The sequence below is a fragment of the Phocaeicola sp. RTP21198st1_B8_RTP21198_201120 genome (assembly GCF_040929485.1).
GTDB classification, from domain to species: domain Bacteria; phylum Bacteroidota; class Bacteroidia; order Bacteroidales; family Bacteroidaceae; genus Phocaeicola; species Phocaeicola dorei.
This window is the reverse complement of record NZ_JBCOCI010000524.1, coordinates 1-674: the sequence shown is the minus strand read 5'-3', so window position 1 is coordinate 674 and position 674 is coordinate 1. Positions and strand designations below refer to the sequence as shown.

Annotated in this window: 1 protein-coding gene; it reads right to left on the bottom strand. The window is 48.8% G+C overall.

Translation table 11 applies throughout. The features are described 5' to 3' along the window. Positions 1–64: 64 nt before the first annotated feature. Positions 65–674: hotdog fold thioesterase (locus AB5935_RS27800; RefSeq protein ID WP_368328075.1), on the bottom strand; the 610-nt coding region annotated here is incomplete at its 5' end.

The window sequence follows — 674 nt, the reverse complement described above, 5'->3', positions numbered from 1 at the left end:
GCAAACGGCTGCTTCCGCTGAATAAATGCATCAATAGTTGTCAAATTACTTATTTCTTCGTCGGTCATCTCTTTTTCATCACACTGTTGACTACCCGTATGGAAGACACTAGTTTGTTTGTTGAAGTAAACACGTCTACATTCCATACATGGGAGGAACGTCCCTTATGTACAACTGTTCCTACTGCACGCACTGTATCTCCTTCATGTGCAGAAGATATGTGGTTTCCACTGACCTGCATTCCTACTACAATCTCGTCCGGCTGGCAAAGAATCATTGAACCGAGTCCGGCAACTGTTTCCGCCAATGCAAGAGTAGCCCCGCCATGCAAAATGCCAAAAGGCTGACGGGTACGATGGTCTACCGGCATTGTTGCTTCCACACGGTCTTCGTCGGCATAGGTATATTGAATTCCCAAGTTTCCCATCAATGCGTGGCGTGCCTGCGCATTCAGTTGGTCAAGGGGAATTTCGGCTGCACGCACTTCGGATATGATAGCCTTCTCCACTGCAACGGCCACTCCGTCTTCCTCATTCGAAGCAGTCACATAATCGGCACAGGCTTTCACCGAGTCTTGTGAATGTCCCATAGCTATGCCCAGCCCCGCCAATTGAATCATTGTTACGTCACACACACCGTCGCCCACAGCAATCACTTCCTCACGCTTCATACCT